The sequence below is a fragment of the Kitasatospora sp. Ki12 genome (assembly GCF_054601375.1).
Map to the genome: position 1 here is coordinate 159,642 of NZ_BAAIHT010000001.1, position 17,619 is coordinate 177,260.

Annotated in this window: 12 protein-coding genes; 4 read left to right on the forward strand and 8 right to left on the reverse strand. The window is 74.2% G+C overall.

Annotated elements, in window-relative coordinates; translation table 11 throughout:
* Positions 1–3: 3 nt before the first annotated feature.
* The 3 genes from ACYP53_RS00700 to ACYP53_RS00710 all read right to left on the reverse strand — a co-directional run bounded on the left by ACYP53_RS00700 (position 4) and on the right by ACYP53_RS00710 (position 3,721).
* Entirely contained in the window at positions 4–1,527 is a 1,524-nt protein-coding gene (locus ACYP53_RS00700; RefSeq protein WP_189916300.1) for a sugar transferase, read from the reverse strand.
* 394 nt (positions 1,528–1,921) lie between these two features.
* Complete coding sequence (locus ACYP53_RS00705) at positions 1,922–3,076, reverse strand: glycosyltransferase (protein WP_189916301.1); 1,155 nt, start codon at positions 3,074–3,076, stop codon at positions 1,922–1,924.
* A 204-nt stretch (positions 3,077–3,280) separates the two neighbouring features.
* Positions 3,281–3,721, reverse strand: coding sequence for an SRPBCC family protein (locus ACYP53_RS00710; RefSeq protein WP_459646355.1), 441 nt, complete (start codon positions 3,719–3,721; stop codon positions 3,281–3,283).
* A 91-nt stretch (positions 3,722–3,812) separates the two neighbouring features.
* Between ACYP53_RS00710 and ACYP53_RS00715 the strand changes: the two genes are divergently transcribed.
* A complete protein-coding gene (locus ACYP53_RS00715) occupies positions 3,813–4,721 on the forward strand; it encodes a HipA family kinase (protein ID WP_459646356.1) in 909 nt (302 codons plus the stop codon).
* Positions 4,722–4,746: 25 nt separating this feature from the next.
* Here the strand turns inward: ACYP53_RS00715 and ACYP53_RS00720 are convergent, their stop codons facing one another.
* From ACYP53_RS00720 to ACYP53_RS00740, 5 genes are all read right to left on the reverse strand, one after another.
* Positions 4,747–5,094, reverse strand: coding sequence for a hypothetical protein (locus tag ACYP53_RS00720; protein ID WP_189916304.1), 348 nt, complete (start codon positions 5,092–5,094; stop codon positions 4,747–4,749).
* A 192-nt stretch (positions 5,095–5,286) separates the two neighbouring features.
* Complete coding sequence (locus ACYP53_RS00725; RefSeq protein ID WP_229928605.1) at positions 5,287–6,729, reverse strand: S8 family peptidase; 1,443 nt, start codon at positions 6,727–6,729, stop codon at positions 5,287–5,289.
* A 322-nt stretch (positions 6,730–7,051) separates the two neighbouring features.
* Positions 7,052–8,170 (reverse strand): amidohydrolase family protein, encoded by a 1,119-nt coding sequence (locus ACYP53_RS00730; protein ID WP_189916306.1) that lies wholly within the window; start codon positions 8,168–8,170, stop codon positions 7,052–7,054.
* Between the two features lie 3 nt (positions 8,171–8,173).
* Positions 8,174–9,634: a type I glutamate--ammonia ligase gene (locus ACYP53_RS00735; RefSeq protein ID WP_459646357.1), complete on the reverse strand. Its 1,461-nt coding sequence runs from the start codon at positions 9,632–9,634 to the stop codon at positions 8,174–8,176.
* A 76-nt stretch (positions 9,635–9,710) separates the two neighbouring features.
* The gene (locus ACYP53_RS00740; protein ID WP_459646358.1) at positions 9,711–12,401 is read right to left on the reverse strand and encodes an MXAN_6230/SCO0854 family RING domain-containing protein; all 2,691 of its coding nucleotides are present in this window, start codon (positions 12,399–12,401) and stop codon (positions 9,711–9,713) included.
* A gap of 557 nt (positions 12,402–12,958) precedes the next feature.
* Here ACYP53_RS00740 and ACYP53_RS00745 point away from each other — a divergent pair.
* The 3 genes from ACYP53_RS00745 to ccrA all read left to right on the forward strand — a co-directional run bounded on the left by ACYP53_RS00745 (position 12,959) and on the right by ccrA (position 17,618).
* On the forward strand, positions 12,959–14,734 hold the full coding sequence (locus tag ACYP53_RS00745) for a 3-hydroxyacyl-CoA dehydrogenase family protein (RefSeq protein WP_189916309.1): 1,776 nt from the start codon (positions 12,959–12,961) through the stop codon (positions 14,732–14,734).
* A 245-nt stretch (positions 14,735–14,979) separates the two neighbouring features.
* Entirely contained in the window at positions 14,980–15,900 is a 921-nt protein-coding gene (locus tag ACYP53_RS00750; RefSeq protein ID WP_459646359.1) for a TetR family transcriptional regulator, read from the forward strand.
* Positions 15,901–16,280: 380 nt separating this feature from the next.
* Positions 16,281–17,618, forward strand: coding sequence for a crotonyl-CoA carboxylase/reductase (ccrA, locus tag ACYP53_RS00755; protein ID WP_189916311.1), 1,338 nt, complete (start codon positions 16,281–16,283; stop codon positions 17,616–17,618).
* Position 17,619 lies beyond the last annotated feature (1 nt).

The following is a 17,619-nucleotide window of genomic DNA, read 5'->3' on the forward strand; positions in this document are numbered from 1 at the left end:
GGGTCAGCTCCCGTCCGGGTGGAGCATCAGGACCGCGGTGCGGCACAGGATCTTGACGTCCTGCCAGAGGCTCCAGCTCTCGATGTAGCGGTTGTCGAACCGGGCCCGGTCCTCGATCGAGGTGTCCCCGCGCAGGCCGTTGACCTGGGCCAGGCCGGTGAGGCCGACCGGGACGCGGTGGCGGTCGGCGTACTCGGGGTAGGCCTGGCCGAACCGCATGACGAAGTAGGGCCGTTCGGGGCGCGGGCCGACCAGGCTCATGTCGCCGCGCAGGATGTTCCACAGCTGCGGCAGCTCGTCCAGCGAGCTCTTGCGCAGCAGCCGGCCGACGGCGCCCATCCGGTGGTCCTGGGAGATGTTCCAGCGGGTCGCCGACTCGTGCTCGTTGCTCGGGCGCAGGGTGCGGAACTTGAGGACGGTGAAGACCTTGCCGTCCAGCCCGGTGCGCTGCTGGCGGAAGAGCACGCCGGGGCCGGTGTCGAAGCGGACGGCGAGGGCGCAGAGCACCAGGACGGGGGCGAGCAGCAGCAGGCCGGTCGCGGCGGCGGCGATGTCCAGGGCGCGCTTGGCGGCCCAGCCGGGGCGGCGCATGGCCGGGCGGTCGACCCGCAGGCAGGGGAAGCCCCACAGGTGGTCGCCGCCGGCGATCGGGGCGGTGGGCAGCGAGCCGAACTCGCGCAGCGCGGGCACCAGCCAGACCTGGCAGCCGAGCCCGGCGGCCTCGCGCAGGGCGGCGGCGGTCTCGGCCTCGTCGGCGGCGCCGGCGGTGGCGATCACGTGCTGGATCCGGTGCCGGCGCACCTCGCGCTCCAGGACCTCGCGGCCGCCGAGGACGGGCAGGCCGGTGTCGCCGGCCAGCAGCGGCGGGTCGGCGTCGAGGAAGCCGACCGGGCGCATCCCGTACTCGCCGTGCTCGCCGAGGGCGGCGGCGATCCGGCGGCCGAGCGCTCCGGCGCCGAGCACCAGGACGGGGCTGGGGCGGCTGCGGCGGATCCGCCGGACCAGGTGGTAGAGGACGGCGCGGCCGGCGGTGGCGATCAGCAGCTGGGCGCCGAGCAGGACGGTGAGGCGGGCGAGGGTGGCCGGGCCGCAGTCGGGCCAGCGGCGGCCCAGGCAGCCGGACAGGGTGACGGCGAAGGCGGCGGCGACCACCGCCCGGGCGGCCAGCGCGGGCAGTTCGTCCAGGACGGACAGGGTGAGCCGGGCCCGGTAGAGGCCGCCGGCCAGGTTGAGCAGGATCAGCAGGGGCAGGACGGCGGGGACGCCGAGCAGTGGGTCGAGCGGGGTGGACGGGTCGACGGCCCGGTTGGCGATGCCGGTGGCGGAGCACAGCGCGATGGCGTCGGCCTGGACCAGGGCGAGCGGCAGGGCCAGCCGGTTGCGGACCGCCCCGCGGTGCCGGCGGGCGGCCGGGACCGTCCGGCTCTGCGCCGCTCCCGCCGGGCGGTCGAGCAGTCCGGTGCCCTGCCGTCGGATGCCGGACAGGGGCACGCCCGATCGCGGCACACTGTCGTGGTCAATGGTCATCAGCGCACGATCTCCCCTGCTGTGTGCCCGGGGTGACGGTGCCCCGGCACCGGTTGGCGCGGGGCGGCCGTCCCGGCCCGGTGGGCGCGGTCCTGACAGCACCTGCTGCCGCTGGCGGCATTCGGATCTCCCGTGGCGGGGCCGATCGCTGAGGGGCCGGTCGGGAAGGACTCGGTCGCGAGGGGCTCAGCCGTGAATTTCCGGTATGAAATCTGAACGAAGCAGGCAAAATCTGACAATACCGAACCGGGCGCCAAGGGCTGGAAGTTGACTTGCCGTTTCATTCCAGCCGCCCATTAATAGGTATTTCTGATTTGACGCCTCGCCCCATATCCGGTTGAGGGTGCGAATACGACAGCGCCGGAGCGGCGGGCATTCACGGCATGTGAAACGATCAGATCCGCTGTGGGACACGGGCCCGGCGCCGTCCCGCCGAGGGTCCGGCACCCAGCAGATGGCGGTAGAGGACGTCCACCTGTTCGACCACGGTGCGCACGTCGTGCCGGGCGACCACGTGCTCGCGCAGCCGGGAACCGCGTCGCTCGCACTCGATCGGATCGGACAGCGCTTCCGCCATTCGGGTGGCGAGGGCCGACGCGTCCTCCGGCGGGACCACCGACTGCGCCCGCTCGGCCGGCGGCAGGCACTCCCGCGCCCCCGGCACGTCGGTCAGCAGCACCGGACGGGCGGCCGCCATCGCCTCCAGCGGGGCCAGCGCCATGCCCTCCCAGCGCGAGGGCAGCACCACCAGGTCGGCCGCCGCCAGCCACGGGCGCGGGTCCGCCACGTCGCCCACCAGCCGTACCCGGGACGGCTCGGCGGTCTCCCGGACCAGCTCCGCCACCCGCTGCTCCTCCGGCCCGCCGCCGACCAGCGCCAGCCGGGCCTGCGGCACCCGGCGCAGCACCTCCGGCCAGGCCTCCAGCAGCACGTCCTGGCCCTTCTGCCGGCACAGCCGGCCGACGCAGACCGCGAGCGGGGCGTCCAGGTCCAGGCCGAGCGCGATCCGGGCGGCCCGGCGGTCGGCGGGCGCGTAGTGCCGGACGTCGACGCCGTTGGGCACCACCGCCCAGTCGGCGTGCACCCCGGCGGCCACGCCGTCGGCCCGCTCCTGGACGCTGACGCAGAGCAGCCGGTGCGCCCAGCGGGTGGCGAAGCGCTCCCAGCGCAGGGTGGCGGCGGCCAGCGCGCCGTCGACGGCGGCGAAGGACCAGGCGTGCGGCTGGAAGACCGTCGGGACGGCGCCGCGCACCGCCAGCCGGCCGGCCAACCCGGCCTTGGCGCTGTGCAGGTGGACCACGTCGGGCGCGGCGGCCCGGACGATCCGGCGCAGCCGCCAGGCCTCTCCGGCGGTGCCCGGGCCCGGCGAGCGGCCGGCGGGCCAGTCCTGGACCAGCGCGCCCACCGCGGCGGACTCCTCGGCCAGCCGCCCGCCGCGCGGACACGCCACCAGCACCCGGTGGCCGGCCTCGCGCTGCCCCCGGACCAGGTCGGTCACGACGCGGGCGACCCCGCCGTCCACCGGTTGCGAAATGTGAAGGATCGTCATATGCACGGCGGCGAGCCTAGGGTCGCTCCCCCGTGCCGGGTGGCCCTCGTCACCCGGAGGTGGCGGTTCGGCCACCCGTACGGCTTGCCGGTCGTACGGGTGGCCGAGCCGCTCGAAACGCCGAGCGATTCGGGCGCGTCGATGGACCTACGCGCCCGAATCGCGCTGCCGGCCGCGCGGTCGGGCCGATGGCGGGGCGAAGGGTCAGCGCACCTCGGCGGCCAGGTTGGCCAGCACCTCGTCGTGGATCCGGTTCAGGCCCTTCGGCGCGAAGGCGCGCTCGAAGAAGCCGCCGATGCCGGTCGCGCCCTGCCAGGTGGCGGTCACGGTGACCTTGGTGCGGCCCTCGCCCGCGGCCGCGACGGTCCAGGTGATCACCATGCTGGAGTTGGCGTCCTTCTCCACCAGCTGGTCGGGCTGCGGCGCCGAGACGGTGAACAGGCAGTCGCGCACCCGCTTCTCGGTGGCCTGCAGCTTCCAGTGCACCTGGGTGCCGGCGCCGGTGCCGCCGACCCTGACCTCGTACTCGCTGTACTGCGCGGGCAGCAGCTTCGGGCGGGTCACCTGGTAGTCGGCCAGCGCCTCGTACACCCGCTCGGGCGCGGCGTCGTAGTCCCGCTCGGTGGTGGCCTGCACCTGTCCCATGACCTTGCTCTCCTCGTGTGGTGGGTCGCGCTCTCAGCGGCAAGCCAATCACAGGGTCACGCCCGGGACGCGGCGGGATAGGGTGGCCGATGTGCTCGATCTGGTGACTGCAGTGCGCTACGTCGATCCCCTGCGGGCCGGCGGCTCCGTACCCGGTGTGGTGGAGACCGACGACCTGGGGACGTACGTGGTCAAGTTCACCGGGGCCGCGCAGGGGCGCAAGGCGCTGATCGCCGAGGCGATCGTCGGTGAGCTGGCCCGGCGGCTGGGTCTGCGGGTGCCGGAGCTGCGGCTGGTGGACTTCGACCCGGCCGTCGCCGCGGAGGAGCCGGACGCCGAGATCCAGTCCATGCTCAAGGCCAGCGCGGGCCTCAACCTCGGGATGGACCTGCTGCCGGGCGCGCGGGACTTCCGGCCCGGGATGATCGCGGTGGACTCCGCCGAGGCCGGCCGGGTGGTCTGGCTGGACGCGCTCACCGGCAACGTCGACCGCTCCGTGCACAACCCCAACCTGGTGGTCTGGCACGGCCGGCTCTGGCTGATCGACAACGGCGCCGCGCTGATCTTCCACCACCGCTGGGCGGGTGCCGAGGCGGCGGTCGGCAAGCGCTACGACCTCAGCGCGCACGCCCTCGGCGGCGCGGCCCCGGACGTCCGGCTGGCCGACGAGGAGCTCGGCCCGCTGGTCACCGTGCCGCTGCTGGAGGAGGTCGTGGCGCTCGTCCCGGACGAGTGGCTGGCCGACGAGCCCGGCTTCGACTCGGTGGACGCCGTCCGGCACGCGTACGTCACCCACCTGGCGGCCCGGGTGGTGCTCTCCGAGGAGTGGCTGCCGGAGGGCTTCGCCACACCGGAGCAGCTGCGCGAGGCCGAGCGGCGGCGGGCGGCCCGGACCCGGGCCGGGCGGCCGGCCTGGCTGCGGGAGGTGCCGGACCTGCACGGCAAGCCCTCGGTGGAGACGGTCTGGGAGCACCACGTCGACGCGTCCGACGAGGACTGACCGGGCGGGGCCGGGCGGGCCGGGCTCAGCCGAGCGCCGGGCGGATCCAGCCGAAGTACTCCACCGCCGTGCCCAGCAGCAGGCCGAAGCTGACCACCGGGAACCCGACCCCCCGGGGGAAGCGCTGCCCCCGGACGATCAGCGCGGTGATGCCCAGGCCGAGCAGCGGGCCCGCGGCGAGCAGCAGCACGAGGGGCAGCAGCGCCAGCGCCGAGGCCCCGGCGGCCAGGCCCATCACCGCGACCACCAGGCCGCCGGTCACCAGGGTGGCCAGCATCGGGGCGGCGAGCAGCAGTTGGCCCACGCCCAGGGCCGCCGCGAGCAGGTTCCGCTTGCCGGGCAGGGTCGGCCGTCCCGGGAGGGTCTGTGCCATGCCGCTCAACTCCTGTGGTGACTCCGTCGGTTACGGATCCATCCTGGGCGGCGGCGAGCGCGGCGGCCTGAGTACGGGTACTCAAACGCAACCGGGGAGCGGGACCCGTGTGGGCCCGCTCCCCGGCTCAGCGATCAGATGACTCGACCGAGTCCACCGACTCGGCGGTCAGCGGTCGTCGCGGTCAGCGCCTCAGCGCCACCACTGGACCGCCTTCTCGGCGTTGATCAGGCCGGCGCCGTAGAAGCCGTTGTCGTCCGCGCCGCCCTCACAGGTGGCCTTCCACTCACCGGCACCGCCCGGGTTGAAGTCGCCGGTCGGGCACGGGTGGGACTCGGCCTGGCTGGTCAGCATCTCGGTCAGCTCGTCCGGGCTGGCCCACGGGAAGGTGCTGGCGAGCAGGGCGAGCACGCCGGTGGCGTGCGGGGAGGCCATCGAAGTGCCCTGCATGTAGCCGTACTTGCCACCGGGGATGGTGGACAGGATGCGGCCGTTCTTGTCCGGGGTGTCCGGGATCTGGTAGCGGCGGTCGCCACCGGGCGCGGTGACGGTCACGACGCCCTTGCCGTAGCTGGAGTAGTACGCCTTGTCGCCGGTGACGCCGACCGAGGAGACGACCACGACGCCGGGCAGCTCGGTCGGGAGCGACAGGCAGTCGTTGGTGATCGGACGGGTGCCGGGGGTGGTGTCGTCCGGGCTGGAGACGTCAGTGGTCTTGTGCGCCAGGTCGATGTTCTCGTTGCCCGCCGCGGCGACGTTGAGGACGCCCTTGCGCTGCGAGAACGCGACGGCCTTCTTGACGGCGGCGGTGACGGCCGCCTGGTCCTTGTCGTTCGGGCAGTTGAACATCCACGGGTCGATGTAGTAGCTGTTGTTGGTCACCTTGAACTGGTGCTCACCGGCCCACACGAAGCCGCAGATCGCGTACTCCGGGTAGATGAAGCCGCCGTCGTCCACGACCTTGACCGCGGCCAGCTTGACGTTCGGGGCGATGCCGACGATGCCCTTGCCGTTCTTGGCGGCGGCGATGGTGCCGGCCACGTGGGTGCCGTGGTCACCGTCGACGCCCGGCTGCCAGGCCTTCCAGTCGGTGTTCGGCTTGCCGCCCTCGACGCAGGAGACCGACTGCGAGGCGTCCACGTTGGCGGCCAGGTCCTCGTGGGTCGCGTCGATGCCGGAGTCCAGCACGCCGACGGTGACGTTGCGGCTGCCGAGCGAGATCTTGTGCGCCTTGTCGACACCGATCTGGCGCATGTCCCACTGGTTGGCCTCGAGCGGCTCCTGGCCGGGGGCCGGGGCGGCGGTGGGCTCGGCGGCGACCTCGGCCTTCTGGGTGTCGGCGGCGGTGATGCCCTTGGTGCGGCTGGAACCGACGGAGTCGACGCCCTTGGCGAGGCGCAGCTTCTCGGCGAACTTGGTGTCCGTCGAGCGGGCGATGACGACGCCGATCTGGTCGTACGAGTAGACCACCGTGCCGCCGAGGCTCTTGACGGCCTGCTCGACCTTCTGCACCTGACCGTGGTTGGCCTTGGTGTTGACGACGTAGCTGAGCAGCGGGCCGGGGGTCGGGTCGGCCGAGGGAGCCGCGACCGCGGTGCCGGTCGGGAGCGCGAGGGCGCCGGCGGTGGCGAGCACGAGGCCCACTGCCGCGTACCGAGTCCGGCTGATCCGAGGAACTCTCATTGGGGTTGGCCCTCCCGAGTCGTCATGCGGCAGCTGCGGTTGGCAGGTGCACTGAGAATGACCCGGACGTTAATGAATATTCGATGAGATGCGCAAGAGGTAGTCATCTAATCGTCACATCAAGAACAACAGCAGAGGGCAGAAGTCCGCAGGTCAACAAGAACAACAGATTCAAGAGTGTTAAAAAGTGATGCTTCGCCGACGTGCGACCGCGCACTTCCGAACGGCGGCCGGGCCGACCCGCCCACGCCCCCGCTGGGCGGCCACGATGCCGCTACAAGCCGTACAGCCGCCGCGCGTTGTCGGCGGCGATCGACCGCGTCAGCCGGCCCGCGTCGGCCTCGGAACACGCTCCGTCCGCCTGCCAACCGTCCAACAACAGAGCCAGTCCGTGCCGGAACTGACAGGTGCCCACCAAAAATAGTTCGGGTAGCCCGAAAGCATCCGTGGAGAAGAGCAATTTTCCGAACGGTGCCAGCTCCAGCATCTCGCCCAGCACCGCCGCCGCCCGGGGGCCGGTGTAGGAGGCCGTCAGCCCGAGGTCGGTGAAGACCGTCGGGAAGGCCTGAGCCAGCCAGGCGGCCTGGCGGTGGTACGGGTAGCAGTGCAGCAGCACCAGGGGGACTCCGCTGGGCTCGGCGGCGCGCACGAAGTCCGTCAGCAGGGACGGGTCGGCCCGGTGCAGGGTGAGGTCCGGATCGCCGAAGCCGGTGTGGAGCTGGATCGGCAGGCCGAGCCCGGCGCAGACGTCCACGGCCGTCCAGAGCAGGTGGTGCAGCAGGACCGGGTCGGTCAGCCGGCCCGGCCCGCCGCGCAGCCGGGCGCCGGCCGCGGCCACCACGGCCGCCCGGGAGGGCCGTTCGGCCGGGGCGGCCAGGCCGTGCCGGTAGGCGAGCACCGACTTGACCGCGACGGCCCCCTCGGCGGCGGCCGCCAGCGCCTCGGCGACGGCCCGCGGCCAGTCCCCGGCGCCGGCCGTGACCGCCTCGGCGACCGTCTCCAGCCGGACCACCTCGCGCACCGACGCCCCGGTGGCCTCGGCCAGTTCGCCGAGCGGCAGCAGCGGCCGGCCCGCGGCGGTGGTCAGCCCGGTGTCCACCAGGCAGGTGGTCAGACCGGCCGCGGCGAGCAGCCGGGCCGTCGCCTCGGCGGCGCCCAGCTCCCGCCGCCGGGCCAGGTAGTCGGCGGCCGGGGCGTGCGCCGGCAGGCCGAGCACGGGCGGGCACCAGCGGCGCACGGCCAGGCCGAGCGCGCTGTCGAAGGGCGAGCAGCCGGGCGCGGGCGGCCGGTCGGACTCGGTGAGCAGCCCGGCCAGGGCGTCGTCGGTGAGCTCGGCCGCCACCACGCTGTGGCAGTGGTGGTCGACCAGCTCGGGCGCCTCCGGCCGGACCACCGGTCAGTACCGCCAGCGGGTGGCCGCGGCCACCTCCTCGGGGCCGGCCGCCGCGTACTGCTCGCTCTCCGCCCGGCGCACCGCCAGCACCGCCTGGTACAGCGGCTCGCCGAGCGCCTCGCGGAGCACCGCCGAGCGCTCGTACGCGGCCAGCGACTCGGCCGGGCCGGTCGGCAGCCGGGGCACCGTGCCGGGCTCTGCGGCGGCCGGGTCACCGGTGAACTCCGGCGGCAGCGCCAGGCGTTGGTCCAGCCCGGCGAGGCCGGCCGCGATCACCCCGCCGACCGCCAGGTACGGGTTGGCGCTCGCGTCGAAGCACTTGACCTCGGCGTTGGCGGCGGCGGCCCGCTCCCCGGTGGAGCCCGTCACCAGGCGCAGCGCGGCCTCGCGGTTCTCCAGGCCCCAGCACTGGTAGGCGCCGGCCCAGTGCGAGGGCACCAGCCGCAGGTACGCGGCCGGGCTGGAGCAGCCCAGCACCAGGAGTTCGGGCAGGGCGTCGAGCACACCGGCGAGGAAGCCCTCGGCCTCGGCCGTCAGGCCGTGCGGCCCGGGGCCGCCGTGGCCGAGGTTGCGCCCCTCCCGCCAGAGGCTGAGGTGCAGGTGCCCGCCGTTGCCGACCGCGCCCGCCTCGACCACCGGTGCGAAGGAGACCCGCAGGCCGTGCGCGGCGGAGACGGCCCGGACGGTGTGCCGGACCAGGACGGAGGTGTCCGCGGCGCCGACCGGGCCCTCGGGGGCGACCGAGACCTCGAACTGGCCCGGGGAGTACTCGGGGTGGATCTGCAGGACCTCCAGCCCCTGCTCGCGGAGGGCGCGCAGGACGTCCCGCAGGTAGTCGGAGAGGTCGGTGAGCCGGTGCATCCCGTACGCGGGGCCGTGCGTCGGGTACCGCGGCTCCTCCTGCGGGGAGCCGGCCAGGGCGACCACCCACTCGACCTCGATGCCGGCCTTGAGGCTCAGCCCGCGCTCGGCGGCCGCGGCCTGCGCCCGGCGGGCGAACAGCCGCTGGCAGCCCGGGTGCGGGGCGCCGCCCTGGGTGTACCTGTCCCCCGGGGCCCAGGCCCAGCCGGGCTGGGCGGCCAGCGGGACGACCCGGTCGAGGTCGGGGTAGAGCCGGAGGTCCCCGGTGGGGCCGCCGATGATCGGGCTGGTGGTGATCGCGTCGTCGGCGAGGAAGACGTCGAAGCAGGGCGCGGTGCCGACGCCCCACTGCGCGGCGTGCGCCAGACCGCCGAGCGGCACGGCCTTGACCCGGGTGATGCCCGCGTTGTCCACCCAGGTGACGGCCACCGCCTCGACGGCGGCGGTGCGCAGCCGGTCGGCGGCCTCCTCGGCGCGCTCGGCCCGCTCGGCGCGCGGGGGCAGCGCGACGGCGGCGGGGCCGAGCGGGCCGGCGGCACCGGACGGCTGGGCGGACCCGGGCCCGGGCGCGGTGGCGTCGGCGGTGACGGTTCCGATGGTCATGTCCCCATGCTGCCCCGCCGGTTGGGCTTCCGTAACTCCCCTATCGAGTGATTCAAACGGATGCCCGTCCACCCGTTCACCCGTTCGGGGCGAACCGGGCCACCAGCTCCCCCGCGGTGATCCGCTCCAGGGCGTCCGGGGCGGCGTCCGTCGGGCCCGGGTAGAGCCGGTAGAGCGTCCCGTGCGCCCCGGCCGGGGCCGGCACGTCGGCGTGCACCAGCGCCGCGAACGCCCTGGTGCCGGCGAGGCGTTCGGCGATCAGCCGGGCGGTGTCGTCGGCCGGCTGCTCGGTGCGCCGGTCGCTCGCGTGGCGCCCGCGCACCCGCGCGGCGAAGTCGGCCACCGGCTCGTCCGCGCCGCGGTGGTAGGCGCCCAGCCCGCGGCCCGTCCGGTCGCGGACCAGCACCTCGTCGCTGCCGGCCGCGGCGGCCGCGCAGGCGAGGTCCCAGAGGGTGGCCCGGGAGCCCGCGGCGAAGTGCGCCAGGACGTCCTGGGCCAGCGAGCCGATCCTGGCGTGGTGCCGGTCGAGGCTGTGGAACCCGGTGCCGGAGCCGGGGTTGAGGTCGGTCCAGGTGTGGCTGCGCTGCCCGAGGTCGACGATCATCGGCACGCAGATCTTCGCGTCCCCGGCGAGGTCGAGCCGCTGGCGGACGTCCTTCGGCCGGAAGGCGCCCTTGCGGTGCTTGGCCGCGTCGGCCGCGTCGGCCGGGTCCAGCGTCATGAACCCGGCGAAGGCGTCGGTGAGGTCCTCGAAGGGGATGTCGTTGTAGCTGAACACCACCACCACGGCGTACCGGGCGCCGGTGCCCGCCAGCGCGGGCAGGTCGAGGTCGACGAACTCGGTGGCGCCGTGCGGCGGCGGGGCGGTGGTGAAGTCGCCGGAGTGCACGGCGGCGCGGGCGCCGAGGACCAGCCGGGTGTAGTCGCACAGGCCGGTGAACCGCCACTGCTCGTCGTAGAAGGCGACCGACAGGTCGAGGTCCACCCGCTGGTTCGGGCGCTGCATCCAGTGCACGAACAGCCGCAGCCGCTGCCCGTCCGGGAGCCGCTGCACGCTGCCGCGCGGTACGGCGACCAGGGTCTTGGCGCTGGCGCGCTCGGCGAAGGGCACCACCAGGTCGGCCAGCCCGGCGTCCAGCACGGCCACCTCGTAGCGCCCCGCCTCCCGCGCCGACCGCTCGGCCCGGCGCAGCAGTTCGGCCTCGATCAGCGCGCAGACCGGCGCACTGAGCCCGGCCGGGACGGGCGTGCCCCAGTCGAAGCGGGAGTGCGCCGAGGCGACCCGGCCGCGCGGGAAGTACAGCCGCCGCTCGCCGGCCCCGCGCGGCGCGCGCAGCCGCCCGTACGCGCCCAGCAGCGGGCCGGGGGCGACCGCGCGCAGCGCTCCGGGCAGCGCCTCGGTGAGCTCGGCGGGCAGCGGCTCGCCGGGGAACCAGGTCTCGTGCACCCGCAGCAGGTGGTGCAGTCGGCGCACCAGCTCGCCCGGGCGGCGGGTCAGCAGCCCGACGGCGGCGGGCAGGTCGCCCTGCTGGAGGGCGTGCTCGACGGCGGCGGCGAAGGTCTCGACGGTCAGCCGGGTGTGCCCGCCGGGCGTCTCGCGCACCCGCAGCGGGGCGGGCGCCTCGCGCAGCTGCGGGCCGAGGCCGTGCAGATCGAGATCTGTCTGCCGGAGTACGGCGAAGGCGGCCGCCGCGTACGGGAAGCGGTCGCGGTGCTCGTACGGGTGCAGCAGTTCGCCGGCCCGCAGCCAGGGCTGCCGGTGGCGGCGCAGGTCCTCGGCGAGGGTGCCGACCGGGAACGCGTCCAGTACGGCGAGCAGTTCGCGGCGCAGCGGGCGGGGCAGGTTGCGCAGCCGCAGGGTGCGGGCGGTCTCCCGCAGCAGGTCGGGCTCGGCGCCGGACCACGCCCAGATCAGCCGCAGCACGTCGGTGGCGGTGGTGAGGTGGCCGGCGAGCAGCGGGCGGGTGCGCTCCGGGTCGCGGCGCAGCAGGGCGGCCAGCACGGTGGCGCGGCTCTCCCGGACCGGGATCTCGGCGGGCAGCCAGTCGGCCGGGTCGGCGGGGGCGTGGTCGAGCAGCAGCGCGAGGTCCTCGCGGTCCTGCGGGCTGAGCGGGGTCCGCCGGGCGAGCAGGGCGGCCAGTTCGGTGCCGATCAGCACGGTCCCGGCCAGGCGCAGCGGCTTGAGCGGCTGATCGGCCCGCAGGCGCTCGGCGACGGCGCGGGCGCCCTTGGTGTCGGGCTTCAGGTGGCGCTCGCGCTCCAGCGGGGTGAGGCAGACCGGGCACCGGCGGTCGTCGAAGCACACGACCAGGTCCTCGTAGCAGTCGCCGCACAGCAGGTGGGCGCAGGGGGCGAGGGCGCCGATCCCGGCTTCCAGGCTGCTGCGGTCGCAGACCAGGCAGATCTGGCTGCTCTGGCTGAGCAGGTAGCCGCGGACGGTCGCGGAGTAGTCGGCGCGCGCGTGCGCGGGCACCCCGTCGGGGAAACGGCGGAACAGGGGGGTGTGGCGGCGGTCGGCGCCGAGCATGGCGTCGATGCCCGCCAGCAGCCGGGTGCCGGCGGCGGTGAGGTCGGCCTGGCGCAGCCGGGCGAGGGCGGCGCGCAGCTCGCGGGTGAGGACGTACCCGCGCTCGGCCAGGTCGGCTTCCAGCAGGGTGATCGCCGTCGCCGTCCACGGCCGCGGTTCCTCGGGCGGGGCCCCGGCGGCGACCATGATCCTGCCGTGGCGGCGCAGCAGGTAGGCGTCCAGGCCGGTCTCGGGCGTCATGGCGCTCGGCTTCTTCACTGCTCTTCCCCCGGTAGGTATGACAAAGCGGGGGCGGAGAGTGGGCGCACTCGGGTCATTTTGGAGATGAGTGAGAAGGAAGCACGCCGCGGAGCCGCCCCCGCGTCGATCACCCTAGCGAAGCGCGGCCCGGCGCCCGAACGGTTTTCCGCTCACACCCTCTTCCTACCCGTGAGTAGCTTCGCTACAGTGGCCGCACGCACCACCGCCGGGCTTCGGGAGCCGCACCGGCGGGGGCCTGCGGTCGCCGTGTCTGCGGCGTCCGCGCCGTGCGTCTTCACCGGCCGGTGCCGCGAACCGCGGCGGGCCGGGTTCCTCCTCGTATCAGCGTCGCTTCCTTCACCTCGAGCGCCTGAGTACCACGGCACACCCGCAGTTCGGCCGGAGCGGACCGGCCGCTGCCCGGGCATGCCGCACCCGTCATCTCCCCAAGCCCCCGCGCGTGAACCCTCCTCCGGCGGCGGCCGCCCCCGGCGTTCCGGGCGCGGCGGCGTGCCCGCCGGAGCACGCGCGGGCCCTTCATGACTAGGAGTCAGGACATGGAGCGTCCCTTCCCCGCCGTCGCCGTCGTCGGCCTCGGCACGATGGGTGCCGGCGTCGCGGTGGCGGTCGCCAAGAGCGGCCGCCGGGTGATCGGCATCGAAGCCTCCGAGGACTCGGCCGCCCGGGCCCTGGCCCGGATCGAGGAGGCGACCGCGCACGCGGTCGACCGGGAGCGGCTCACCGCCGAGGAGCGCGCCGGACTGCTGGCCCGGATCTCGGTCGGGCACGAGCTGGCGGCCGCCGCCGACGCCGACCTGGTGATCGAGGAGGTGCCCGAGCAGCTGGAGCTGAAGCGGGAGATCTTCGCCGAGCTGGACCGGATCTGCCCGGAGAGCACCGTGCTGGCCACCGGCACCACCGCGCTCTCGGTGACCCGGATCGCCGCCGCGACCGCCCGTCCGGAGCGGGTGCTGGGCCTGCACTTCTTCAACCCGGTGCACACCATGAAGCTGGTCGAGGTGGTCCGCACCGTGCTGACCTCCCCGCGGACCGCGGAGGACGCCGCCGCGTTCGCCCGCGACCTCGGCAAGGAGCCGGTGGCAGCCGGCGACCGGGCCGGCTTCGTGGTGAACGGCCTGCTGTTCGCGTACCTGAACCAGGCCGCCGCGATGTACGAGTCCAAGTACGCCTCGCGGGAGGACATCGACGCCGCGATGCGGCTCGGCTGCGGCCTGCCGATGGGCCCGCTGGCGCTGCTCGACCTGATCGGCGTCGACACCGCGCGCACCGTCCTGGAGGCGATGTACGAGCAGTCCCGGGACCGGCTGCACGCCCCCGCCCCGATCCTCGGCCAGCTGGTCGCGGCCGGGCTGCTGGGCCGCAAGTCCGGCCGGGGCTTCTACACCTACGAGGCGCCGGGCTCGTCCAAGGCCGTGGACGCGGCCACCGGGCCGGCCCTGCCGAAGGTGCCGGGCCGCGAGGTCCGCACCGTCGGCGTCTGCGGCTCGGGCACGATGGCCACCGGCATCGCCGAGGTCTTCGCCAAGGCCGGGCACCCGGTGCTGCTGGCGGCCCGCAGCGAGGAGAAGGCCGAGCGGGCCAAGGCGCAGCTGGCCAGGTCGCTGGAGCGCTCGGTCGCCAAGGGCCGGATGTCCGCCGAGCAGCGGGACGCCGCGCTGGCGCTGGTCACCCCGGTCGGCCGGTACGCCGAGCTGGCCGAGGTGGACCTGGTGGTCGAGGCGGTGGCGGAGGACCTGGAGGTCAAGCGGGAGCTGTTCGCCACCCTGGACAAGATCGTCAAGCCGGGCGCGGTGCTCGCCACCACCACCTCCTCGCTGCCGGTGATCAGCTGCGCGACCGCCACCTCGCGGCCGCAGGACGTGATCGGCATGCACTTCTTCAACCCGGCGCCGGCCATGAAGCTGGTCGAGGTGGTCTCCACCGTGCTGACCGCGCCGGACGTCACCGCCACCGTGCTGGAGCTGACCGCCAAGGTCCGCAAGCACCCGGTGGAGTGCGGCGACCGGGCCGGCTTCATCGTGAACGCGCTGCTCTTCCCCTACCTGAACGACGCGGTGCGGATGCTGCAGGAGCACTACGCGACGGTGGACGACATCGACACCGCGATGAAGCTCGGCTGCGGCTACCCGATGGGCCCGTTCGAACTGCTGGACGTGGTCGGCCTGGACGTCTCGCTGACCATCGAGCAGGTGCTGCACCAGGAGTTCCGCGAGCCCGGCCTGGCCGCCGCGCCGCTGCTGGAGCACCTGGTCGCGGCGGGCTGCCTGGGCCGCAAGACCGGCCGCGGCTTCCGCGACCACGCGCGCCGGTGACCACGCCGCAGACCGGGGGCGGCGGCCCGCAGGGGCCCGGCACGCCCGCCGGGCAAGCTCCGTACGGCGCCGCGGCCCACGGCAACGGCGCGCCGCCGCTCGGGGCCGCGTCCGTCGGGCGCCCCGGCTGGAGCCCCGGGACGGTGTCCTCCCGCTGGCCGCGGCCGGCCGTCACCGGTCCGGTCGCCCCGGTGCGCCGGGGAAGGCCCGCGGCCGCGCCCCCGGGGCCGTGTAGCGTTCCGGACATGGATCGGGTTCAGTCAGCCTCCCCGCAGCACCCCGCCGGTTCGCACGGCGCCGACCGGACGACCCCCTCGACCGGCGGCACCGGGCCGGAGGGCGGGCCGGGCAGCCGCCGGGCGGCGGCGCAGCGCCAGCAGATGCGTCAGGACCTGGCCACGGCCGCGATGGAGCTGTTCGCCTCGCAGGGCTACGAGGAGACCACGGTCGACCAGATCGCGGCCGCCGCAGGGGTGGCCCGGCGCACCTTCTTCCGGTACTTCCGGTCGAAGGAGGAGGCGATCTTCCCCGACCACGACGACACCCTCGTCCGGGTGGCCGACCTGCTGGCCAGCGCCGAGCCGGAGGAGCACCCGCTGGACGTGGTCTGCCGCGGCATCAAGGAGGTGCTGCGGATGTACGCCTCCACCCCGGGGGTGTCGGTCGCGCGGTACCAGTTGATCCGTCAGGTCCCGGCGCTGCGCGAGCGGGAGATCGCCGTGGTGGCCCGCTACGAGCGGCTGTTCACCCGGTACCTGCTGGGCCGCTTCGACACCGGCGAGCCCATCCCGTCCGGCTGGCAGCGCGGCGGCGAGGACGACTCGATGCTGGCCGAGGTGTCGGCGGCGGCGGTCGTCGCGGCGCACAACCACGTGCTGCGGCGCTGGCTGCGGGCCGGCGGCCGGGGAAACGTGGAGGAGCAGCTGGACCACTCCTTCGAGGTGATCCGGCGGACCTTCTGGGCCTCCAGCGCCCCGGGGGCGAGACGTCGGGGATCCGTGGTGGCACCCGGTGCCAACGGGGTGCCCGGTGACATCGTGGCGGAGAGCGCACTGAGTGCCAGCCCCGGAGGTGAGGTGCTCATCACAGTCGCCCGGACGGACGCTCCGCTGGACGTCGTGGTGGACAGCATCCGGGCCGCACTGAGCAGCGCCCGGGAGTCATAGCCCCAGCATTTTCGCAGGTCAGAGCGGTATCGAAGGCCCGCGTCGACTTCTCGACGCGGGCCTTCGCCATGCCCGCGCAACGCGCGTCACGCGCCGTTCCGGCCCGTTCCGGAGCCCCGGAATTGCTGACACCCGGTGTCTTTACGAGTGGCACAGGGTGCCACTACCTTGTTACTCACCAGTCGCGGCGCCGCGGCTCCCCACCTCGGCGCGCCGTCGTCCGGCGTTCCCACACCCCGGGAGCAGAGCCAGCACAGGCCCGGTCCACACCGGGCGCCCAGCCTGACCCGCCCACCACCCACCTCAGCGAAGCCGGTGTCCGCTCCCGGCTCCCCCAGACGCCCTGTGACCCTCACACAGGTACGCCTTCGGAGGCAGCCATGCAGGAAATCCTCGACGCGATCCTCAGCAACGACGCCACGTCGGAGGACTACGCCGCGATCAAGCTCCCCGAGTCCTACCGAGCGGTGACGCTCCACAAGGACGAGGAGCAGATGTTCGCGGGCCTCGACAGCCGCGACAAGGACCCCCGGAAGTCCCTCCACCTCGACGAGGTGGCCCTGCCCGAGCTCGGCCCCGGCGAGGCCCTGGTGGCCGTCATGGCCAGCTCGGTGAACTACAACACCGTGTGGAGCTCGATCTTCGAGCCGGTCTCCACCTTCGGCTTCCTGGAGCGCTACGGCCGGCTGTCCCCGCTCACCAAGCGCCACGACCTGCCGTACCACGTCCTCGGTTCCGACCTCGCGGGCGTCGTGCTGCGCACCGGCGCGGGCGTCAACGCCTGGAAGCCGGGCGACGAGGTCGTCGCGCACTGCCTCTCGGTCGAGCTGGAGTCCCCGGACGGCCACAACGACACGATGATGGACCCGGAGCAGCGCATCTGGGGCTTCGAGACCAACTTCGGCGGCCTGGCCCAGATCGCGCTGGTGAAGACCAACCAGCTGCTGCCCAAGCCGAAGCACCTCACCTGGGAGGAGGCCGCCTCCCCCGGCCTGGTCAACTCCACCGCCTACCGCCAGCTGGTCTCGCAGAACGGCGCCGGCATGAAGCAAGGGGACAACGTGCTGATCTGGGGCGCCAGCGGCGGCCTCGGCTCGTACGCCACCCAGTACGCGCTGGCCGGCGGCGCCACCCCGATCTGCGTGGTCTCCAGCGAGGCCAAGGCGGACATCTGCCGCGCCATGGGCGCCGAGGCGATCATCGACCGCTCCGCCGAGGGCTACAAGTTCTGGAAGGACGAGAACAACCAGGACCCGCGCGAGTGGAAGCGCCTGGGCTCCAAGATCCGCGAGTTCACCGGCGGCGAGGACGTGGACATCGTCTTCGAGCACCCGGGCCGCGAGACCTTCGGCGCCTCGGTGTACGTCACCCGCAAGGGCGGCACCATCGTCACCTGCGCCTCCACCTCCGGCTTCATGCACCAGTACGACAACCGCTACCTGTGGATGTCGCTCAAGCGCATCGTCGGCTCGCACTTCGCCAACTACCGCGAGGCCTTCGAGGCCAACCGCCTGGTCGCCAAGGGCAAGATCCACCCGACCCTGTCCAAGGTCTACTCCCTGGAGGAGACCGGCCAGGCCGCCCTCGACGTGCACCGCAACAAGCACCAGGGCAAGGTCGGCGTGCTCTGCCTCTCCCCCGAGGAGGGCCTGGGCGTGCGCGACGCCGAGCTGCGCGAGAAGCACCTGCCCGCCATCAACCGCTTCCGGAACGTGTGAG